This window comes from Nitrococcus sp. (assembly GCF_059432795.1).
The window spans coordinates 1-8,154 of record NZ_JBXWZQ010000152.1 but is presented as its reverse complement, the minus strand read 5'-3'; the positions used below and the strand labels follow the sequence as shown (position 1 = coordinate 8,154).

Sequence of the window (8,154 nt, the reverse complement as noted above, 5' to 3'; positions counted from 1 at the left end):
GGGCTGTGACCGTTTCGGCGCCCGTTCACCCGAAGAGCATATCGGCAGCGCAATCGAATACCGGGCCAAGGGTGATCTCAACGCCGCCGTCATCGAATTGAAAAATGCGCTTCAGCAAAGCCCGGATAACGCCAAGGGCAGATTATTACTGGGCAAAACCTATTTAGAGAGCGGCCAGGGGCGAGCCGCGGAAAAAGAGCTGCGCCGAGCGATTTCGCTCGGGGTTTCCGAACGCGATATCGCGCCTGAGCTCGCCAAGGCCATGCTGATGCAGGGCCGCTATCACGAGGTGATCGATGCACTGGATCGCCACACCCAGGTGGATGCGGCCCGCCGCGCAGAGGCTTTGATCGTCAAAGGGGGTGCCGAGCAGGGGTTGGGCGAAACGGAACAAGCGTGCCTGGACTATCAGCAGGCCTCCAAACTTGATCCGGAGAATCTCTCGGGCGCTCTGGGGCTCGCCAGCTGTGACCTCCTGCGGAAACAATATGATCAGGCCAGGGCGCGGGTCACGGAACTTTTGGATGGCCACCCGGAGCATGTCCAGAGCTGGATCATGCTCGGTCGCATTGAGGCAGCCGCCAAGCAGAGCCAGGCCGCGATCGACGCGTTCGGCAAAGCCCTGGAACTCTCGCCCAAACAGCCGAATGCCTTGCTGGGGCGTGCTCAAGCCCGGCTAAGGGAAAACCGGCTCGATGCGGCAGAAACCGACATCGAGTTGCTGCATAAGCTGGCGCCTTCCTCGGCGCAGGCGAATCATTTGCTCGGCTTCCTGCGATTTCGTCAGGGGCGTTTCGATGATGCGGCGGTTGCTTACCACGATGCATTGCGGGCCGATTCCGAATTTGATCCTACCATTATTTGGCTCGGATTGACCCATTACGCGCAGCACAACTATGAGCAGGCGATCCAGCAATTTTCCCGGTTTCTACAAAAGCACCCTGAGGCCGTGCGGGTAAAAGTGCTACTAGCGCTCAGTCAAGCCCAGGTCGGCGGCAACGACGCAGCCGTGAAGACCCTGCGACAGCTGCAAGGGCTGGACATCGAGGACCCGAAGGTGCTGGCGGCGATCGGTCAGGCTGCACTGTCGGCAGGCGATAGTGCGGCCGGACGGCAATACTTCGAGCAGGCCGTGGCGCGGGCACCCGATCGCGCGACATTGCGCATGGCGCTGGCCAATGTGCTGCTGCAGACCGGCGAGACGCAGCAAGCGATCGAAGAGCTGGATATCGCCTCGCAACTTGACGAGGAGGATATCCGTGCCGATGTTGTGCTCGTGCGTACGCTCATCGCCAAGCGGCAGTTTGAGCAAGCGCTGCAAGCCATCGATCGGGTAGAGAAGAAAGCGAGTGAAAGTGACCTCCCGCATGTATTGCGTGGGCTGGTTTTTCTTCTGGATGGGCGGCGCGATGCGGCACGTGAAGCGTTTGAGCTTGCGGTGAGGAAAGATCGCACCAGCATCGGCGGACACCACGGTCTCGCCGTGCTGGATACGCAGGATCAGAATATCGCCGCGGCGAACGAACATTATCGAACCGTATTGGAGGTTCATCCTGGCCACTTGCAAACCGAGCTGGCGCTGTCGAGTCTCGCTGTGCGGGCCGGCGATCGGGCGAAAGCTCTCGGTTGGCTCGAGCAGGCCGCCAAGGACAATCCGCGATCCGCCATCGCCGCCGGGTTGTATGCCAGGGAACTGCTTGCTCAAGGGAAAACGCGGCAAGCGCAACTGGCTACCGGAAAGGCACTGCGGGCCAATCCGGACCACGTGGGCCTGCGCTACATCAGAGGTGTGGCCTTGTTGGCGCAAGGGAAGTCTCGGGCGGCTGCGAATGTCTATCAGGAGCTGATCGACACCCACCCCGATTTTATCCCGGCCCGAGTGCAGCTTGCGCGGGCACGCGAGCGAGCAGGCGATACGGACGGTGCAAGAAAAGCATTGGCCGAGGCGCGCGAGCTCAGCCCGCGTCATAAGGGCGTTACGGTGGCATTGATCGAGCTGGAGGCCCGAGCGAAGAATTTCACTCGGGCGTTGGCCCTTGTGCAAGAGATCGATCAACAGAACCCGAACACTGCGTTGGGTTCACTGTTGGAAGCGCAGATCCGCGTACAGCAGTCCAACGTGCCTCAAGCCATCGAAACGTTACGCTCGGCCGCGCAGGCGCATCCTCGATCCCGGGCCGTGGTGCGCATGCTGGCGCGCCTGCAATGGAACTCAGGTGCGCAAGAGGCAAGCGTCGAGGGTTTGGCCGGGTGGCTGGAAGCGCGCCCTCAGGACCTGCGAGTGGCGCGCGAACTAGGCGATCGCTATCTGTTGATGGGCCGTAATAGGGAGGCGGCCGAGGTGTACAAGAAGGTGATCGCGGTCCATCCGCAGGACGCTGCCGTTCTCAATAATCTCGCGCTGGCGAGCTGGCCTCACGACCGCGCACAGGCGATGTCGCTCGCGAGAAAGGCGAATCAGCTGCACCCGCAGAACCCCGCGTTGCAGGATACCTGGGGCTGGATACTGGTCGAGGACGGTCAGATCAAGCCGGGAATGGAGTTGCTGAAATCCGCGCGTAAGCGCCTAGGTGATTCGGCTACCGTTCGGTATCACTATGCGGCCGCTTTGGCTCGTGCTGGCCAGCAGTCGGCGGCACGTCAGGAGCTGGAAAGTTTATTGGCCAAGGGGAATAGCTTCCCGGAGAGGAGCGACGCCCAGGCTCTCCTGGAAAACCTGTAAGCTATGGAATTTGATGATAAAAATATATCTCAGCAAAATATAAAATACGTTTCTCCTTTTGAAAATTTGGGTGGGCGCACGTGGATAGTGAATGAGTTGGCCTAAAGGTTGTAATTGAAAATCCGATAGTGTAGTAATCGCGGGGGTCGCTTACCCGCCTACAGGCGCCCCTCTTGATGGAGGGTGTCGACCTCTCACCAGGCCGTCCCATACGATTAAGTGACAAGAACGCATACTTTGAGACTCATAGGTAAACCGGTGGTAACAGCCGGCGCGAAGATGGAACGGGGGTTCGCCGTGCCAAGGAGAAGAAAGACTGTTATGGCTTGTCTGGCGGTCGCTCTGGCTGTAGCGACGTTATCGGGCTGTAACTCATTGAGCCACCCACCGGCACCGACGATCGCCAAAGAGAGAGCGCCTGATCGATATATTATCGGTCCAGGCGATACGATGGAGATCGTCGTTTGGGGTAACCCTGAGGTGTCGCAGACGATTGTGGTGCCGCCAGATGGACGCATCAATACACCCCTCGTAGAAGGTGTGCCTGCTACAGGAAGGACGTCAGTCCAGCTTGCCCGTGATCTGGAGAAGGCGCTGTCTCGCTATATCAAGGAGCCGGTAGTCACCGTAATTCTCTCGGGGTTCGTGGGGCCCTACAACCGCCAGATCCGGGTCCTTGGCGAGGCCGCGGAGCCGCAGGCCTTGCAGTTTAGCAAGGGCATGACCCTCATGGACGTTATGATTGCCGTGGGCGGTCTGACCGAGTTTGCTGATGGTAACGACGCAACCCTCGTGCGTACTGTGGGGGGTGAGCGCCAGCAGTATGCGGTGCGTCTCGATGATTTGCTCAAAGGTGGCGATATTTCGGCTAATGTTGAGATATTACCGGGAGATGTGCTCATTATACCGCAGTCGCTTCTATAGCAACGTGGTGCATATCAAGTCCTGAACGTTCCGCTTCGCATGGAGTGTGAGCCAAGGTCTAGGAGTTATGGATCAGATCTTTGCCCAAATAATGGAGTATGCTCGGGCGTCTTGGCGCTACCGCTGGTACTGCCTAGCGGTTGCATGGCTTGTTGCGGTACTCGGCTGGAGTTGGGTCTATGAGCTACCCGATCAGTATAAAGCCTCAGCACGAGTCTATGTTGACACTCAAACGTTGCTTTCTCCTCTGCTCAAGGATCTAACCGTGCGCCCACCTGTCAATGAGCAGGTTCACATGATGACCCGAACGCTGCTCAGTCGACCGAATCTGGAGGAAGTGGCGCGGCGCACCGATCTTGACCTCTCTGCAAAGACATCCGAGCAACTAGAGGGCGTCATAAATAGTCTCTCTGAGCAAATAAAGCTAGCCAGCGCAGGCCGTTCGAACCTGTATACCCTTTCCTACGAAAATCCCAACCCGCGGATCGCGCAGCGGGTTGTTCAGGCAACGCTGAACATGTTCGTAGAAAGCAGCCTCGGCAACACGCGTAAAGATCTCACTTCGTCGAGCAAGTTTCTCGACCAGCAGGTGCAATCATACAAACAAAAGCTCGAGGTAATGGAGGAGCGCATCAAGGAATTCAAGCGCGAACATGTCGGGATGATTCCCGGTCAGGAGGAGAGCGACTATTACGCGCAGTTGCAGCAGATGCAGCAGCAGCTTGAGCAGGCTAAGCTTGAATTGGACGAAGCCGTGCGGCGACGCGATAGCTTCAACGGCCGTTTGCAGGGAACGGAGCCTGTCCTCTTGGCCACCCCCGAGGGCGGTGGTGAAGGGGCAGGAGGGGAAGGAGGGGCTCAAAAAGAATTTAGGTCAAGTCTCGACGGTCGCATCGCCGCCATGGAAATAAATCTCGACGAGATGCGAATGAGATATACTGCGCAGCACCCGGACGTGCTTGCTACCAAGCGGGCACTGGGTGCGCTGCGCGCGCAGCGTAAGCAGGAGCTTGCGGAGAGAAAGAGACAAGTGAGCGGTGGTGGCATGGATTTGGATCCGACAGGTGCCAGCCCCTACATTCAGCAACTGCAGTTTGCGCTTGCCGAGGCGGAGAGTGAGGTCGCCTCCCTGCAGGCGCGAGTGGACGAGTATCAACAGCGTTATAACAAGCTCAAAGCGGCGGTTGATAAGATTCCGGCGATTCAAGCTAAGTACAAAAGTCTCACGAGAGATTATAGCGTCATTAAAAGGAACTACGAGAAACTTCTCGAGAGCCGCGAGAAGGCAATGTTGTCTGGGGTTGTACAAAGTCGCAGCGAAACGGTCGATTTTCGCGTAGTTGACCCACCACATGTGCCGTCAACGCCTGCTGGACCGCAGCGCGTTCTGTTCTCCTCTGGGATCCTTCTGGTTGCCGTTGCAGCTGGTATTGGGGTTGCCTTCCTGCTCGGACAGCTGCGTCCAATGATCATGTCGCGACAAGCTCTGGAGCGCATTAGCGATCGACCGTTCCTCGGGGCGATTTCACTCAACGAGACGCGGCAAATGATTCGTGCACGCCGCAGGGGGCTAACGGCGTATGCCCTGGGCTCGGTTACGCTGCTGCTCGCATTCGGCTCGCTCGCTACGTTTTATCTGGCCAGTTGAGAATTTTTCATTTTGAAGACCTCAGGGAGAGGGAGGGGGCATGAACACCATTGAGAAGGCGCTAAAAAAGACCGGTCGGAATCGGCAACCGGTGCGAGAGCCTAGCGAGCGGAACGCCCCCAAAGCCAAGCAGGGCGCGGTGCCACCGGATGCAGCAGCCAAACATCCTCCCAAAGTGCCGGCGAGCGAAGGGCCCGGTATCCATGTGCTGGATATAGAGCGCATGAAGAGTCAAGGTTTGCTTACTCCTGAGGATACCCGCAGCCAGTTAGCGGAAGAGTTCCGGATGCTCAAGCGCCCGATTATCAATAATGCATTTGGAACTCGATCTGATTTTGTACGTTCTGGCAACCTGGTGATGATTACCAGCGCACTACCGCGGGAGGGCAAGAGCTTCTGCACCATCAATTTGGCACTCAGTATAGCCCATGAGGTGGACCATACTGTATTGCTCGTTGATGCTGACGTTGCGCGCCCAGCGATCCCGACCTATCTCGGCGTCCAAGGGGAAGTCGGTTTGCTCGATGTGCTCAGTGGCCAGGATATCGATCTCGCCGACGCTATTGTAAGGACAAGTGTTCCGAATTTGAGTATCGTGACGGCAGGTACCAATCATAGGCACTCCACCGAGCTTCTCGCGAGCGAGGCAATGGCTTCGCTTACTGCGGAAATGGCACAGCGTTATCCGGACCGAATCGTGCTATTCGACTCTCCGCCTTTGCTGGCAACCTCCGAGGCGAGTGTGCTTGCAGCCCATATGGGGCAAGTCATTTTAGTAATTGAGGCCGAGCGCGTCCCCGAGCCCGCGGTGCGCGGTGCGCTGGAGCAGCTAAAGCCGTGTGATGTAGTCATGACTCTCCTGAACAAGGCACGCCACCTACCGGGTGTCGATTACGGGTATGGCTACGGATACGGCTACGGTTACCATAAGAGCTGAACAACGCTTTATGCCAAGGAGGGGTGCTAGGCACGGTGCAATCTCTACAGTCGGTTTACTTGCTGCCGTGGCAAGTGTGCCATGGCCCGCGAGTGCAAACTGGGAGGTGACTCCGCGAATTGCAGCGAGCGAGACGCTCACCGACAACGTCACTTTGCGACCGGATGGCGCGGCGGGTTTCGTGACGCGAGTGTCTCCTGGGGTAGACATCAGGGGACGGGGGGCCCGAACCAGTGGAAACCTCTCTTACACGTTGGACGGTATAATTGCTCTCGATGGCTCAGGCGTTGTTGAGGGCGGTCGAGGACGCAACCGTACCAGGATTTTTCACCAGCTAAATGCGAATGGAACTACAGAACTGGTCGATCAGCATCTGTTTTTCGACGCCCGTGCCCGACGCAGGCAATTCGCTAGCAATTTGACCGGCCCGATCGGGATTGATAATACGGCGGGCTTTACGAACCTCACCTCGGTTACGGTCGTCTCGGCGAGTCCTTATTTCAAAAACCGTTTTGGCTCATACGCCGAATCCACACTGCGTTACAGCCATGACCGCGTCTTTATCGATCGTGGGGACATAGCCGATAGCCAAACCAACCAATTCAGCGCCACTTTACAAAATGGTGATGCTTTCGGACCTCTGCTCTGGTCCTTGAACGCCAGTCGGACGCGAACACAGCGGTCCCAAGGCTTCGGAAGCGGTGGCTTTACTGGCGGTGGCGGCGGCGGTGGCGCTGGTGTCGGTCGGTTCGGATCCGGTACCTTCAACGAGGCCACCGCTACGCTTGGCTATCGGCTTACTCCACACCTGTCCGTATCCGCGACCGGCGGCTATCAGGACAACGATTTCCAATCGATTCGCAATTCGATCGATGGCCCTATTTGGAATGTTGGCTTTAACTGGGCTCCCAACGAACGGGCGAGTCTGTCAGCCCGCTACGGCAGGCGTTTTTTTGGCGAGACAATCGACTTGGATCTTCGCTACCGAAGGCGCACGACGTTATGGCAGGCGAATTTCACGCAACGCATTGCGAGCTTGCGTAACGTCATCCTGGCCGACGTTGGCACGATACCCCTCTTTTCGCCGGACTGCCCACCTGCGGATCCCGCCTGTCAGCCGATCGATCAGATCACGGTATTAAGGCCGGAAGCGGTCCAGGACTTCTTCGTCCTCCGCCGGGGGCAAGCTTCCGTCACTTTGCTGTCGGCGAGGCATTCGGTGAGCCTCGCGTATTCATTTCTGCGGCGAACGATCGAACGCGACGGTTCCGAATCCCGTCAGCAGGGCGTGACCATAGGCTGGAGTTGGCAACTCAAGGCGAACTTACAGTTCAACGCTTCCGCAGGTGTCAGGGAAATCGAGCCCCTGCGCGCGGTCGGCCAGAATACGTTCTGGCATGCAAAACTGGGACTGGCCCGCGATCTCGGTCCGTCTACAAGCGCTAGCATTGATTACCGTCATCAGACGCGTGACTCGAGTGGGGGCGCTTTTGCATTCCAAGAGAATGCGGTGACGGCGGGAATCCGCACGAGTTTCTAAGGGCCAGGCTTTATGGGATCGGCTAAGTGAGGTGCGTCGATGGGCCAGCAGAGCGCCAAGCAAATGGCATTTGCTGATTCTAGCCGACCTGAGATCCTGTGCGTCATCGGCGCCCGACCCAACTACATGAAGATGGCGCCGTTGCTGGAGGCGTTCGCGCGAGCGCAGCCGCGTGTGCCCACGCGCCTTTTGCATACCGGGCAGCATTACGACGTTGCGATGAACGACCAGCACTTCCAGGCTCTGGACTTGCCGATACCGGATATCTCGCTGGGAGTCGGTTCAGGCTCACACGCGGTTCAGACCGCTGAGATCATGCGCCGCTTCGAGCCTATCGTGGATGAGCTCGCCCCGTGCGCCGTGTTGGTGGTCGGCGACGTCAA

The 8,154-nt window shown here is 58.0% G+C and carries 6 protein-coding genes; all 6 read left to right on the top strand.

Translation table 11 applies throughout. The annotated features are described in order from the left end of the window. A partial coding sequence (gene prsT, locus AC52Q4_RS10975; protein ID WP_495536836.1) for an XrtA/PEP-CTERM system TPR-repeat protein PrsT occupies positions 1-2,722 on the top strand: 2,722 nt, incomplete at its 5' end. A 321-nt stretch (positions 2,723-3,043) separates the two neighbouring features. Beyond that, entirely contained in the window at positions 3,044-3,646 is a 603-nt protein-coding gene (locus AC52Q4_RS10970) for an XrtA/PEP-CTERM system exopolysaccharide export protein (RefSeq protein ID WP_495536837.1), read from the top strand. A gap of 67 nt (positions 3,647-3,713) precedes the next feature. Further along, positions 3,714-5,294, top strand: a complete 1,581-nt coding sequence (locus tag AC52Q4_RS10965; protein ID WP_495536835.1) for an XrtA system polysaccharide chain length determinant — start codon at positions 3,714-3,716, stop codon at positions 5,292-5,294. A 40-nt stretch (positions 5,295-5,334) separates the two neighbouring features. Then, complete coding sequence (locus AC52Q4_RS10960; RefSeq protein WP_495536834.1) at positions 5,335-6,231, top strand: XrtA-associated tyrosine autokinase; 897 nt, start codon at positions 5,335-5,337, stop codon at positions 6,229-6,231. Further along, positions 6,194-7,771 carry a TIGR03016 family PEP-CTERM system-associated outer membrane protein gene (locus AC52Q4_RS10955; RefSeq protein ID WP_495536833.1) on the top strand — a complete coding sequence of 526 codons (1,578 nt, stop codon included), beginning with the start codon at positions 6,194-6,196 and terminating at the stop codon, positions 7,769-7,771. Before AC52Q4_RS10960 ends, AC52Q4_RS10955 begins: the two co-directional genes overlap by 38 nt. 39 nt (positions 7,772-7,810) lie before the next feature. Then, the coding region (locus AC52Q4_RS10950) for a UDP-N-acetylglucosamine 2-epimerase (protein WP_495536832.1) at positions 7,811-8,154 on the top strand (344 nt) is incomplete at its 3' end.

Excerpts from the sequence above, each read along its gene's own strand:
- AC52Q4_RS10970 (WP_495536837.1), top strand. The coding sequence starts at position 3,044 with ATGGCTTGTCTGGCGGTCGCTCTGGCTGTAGCGACGTTATCGGGCTGT.
- AC52Q4_RS10965 (WP_495536835.1), top strand. The coding sequence starts at position 3,714 with ATGGATCAGATCTTTGCCCAAATAATGGAGTATGCTCGGGCGTCTTGG.
- AC52Q4_RS10960 (WP_495536834.1), top strand. The coding sequence starts at position 5,335 with ATGAACACCATTGAGAAGGCGCTAAAAAAGACCGGTCGGAATCGGCAA.
- AC52Q4_RS10955 (WP_495536833.1), top strand. The coding sequence starts at position 6,194 with ATGGCTACGGATACGGCTACGGTTACCATAAGAGCTGAACAACGCTTT.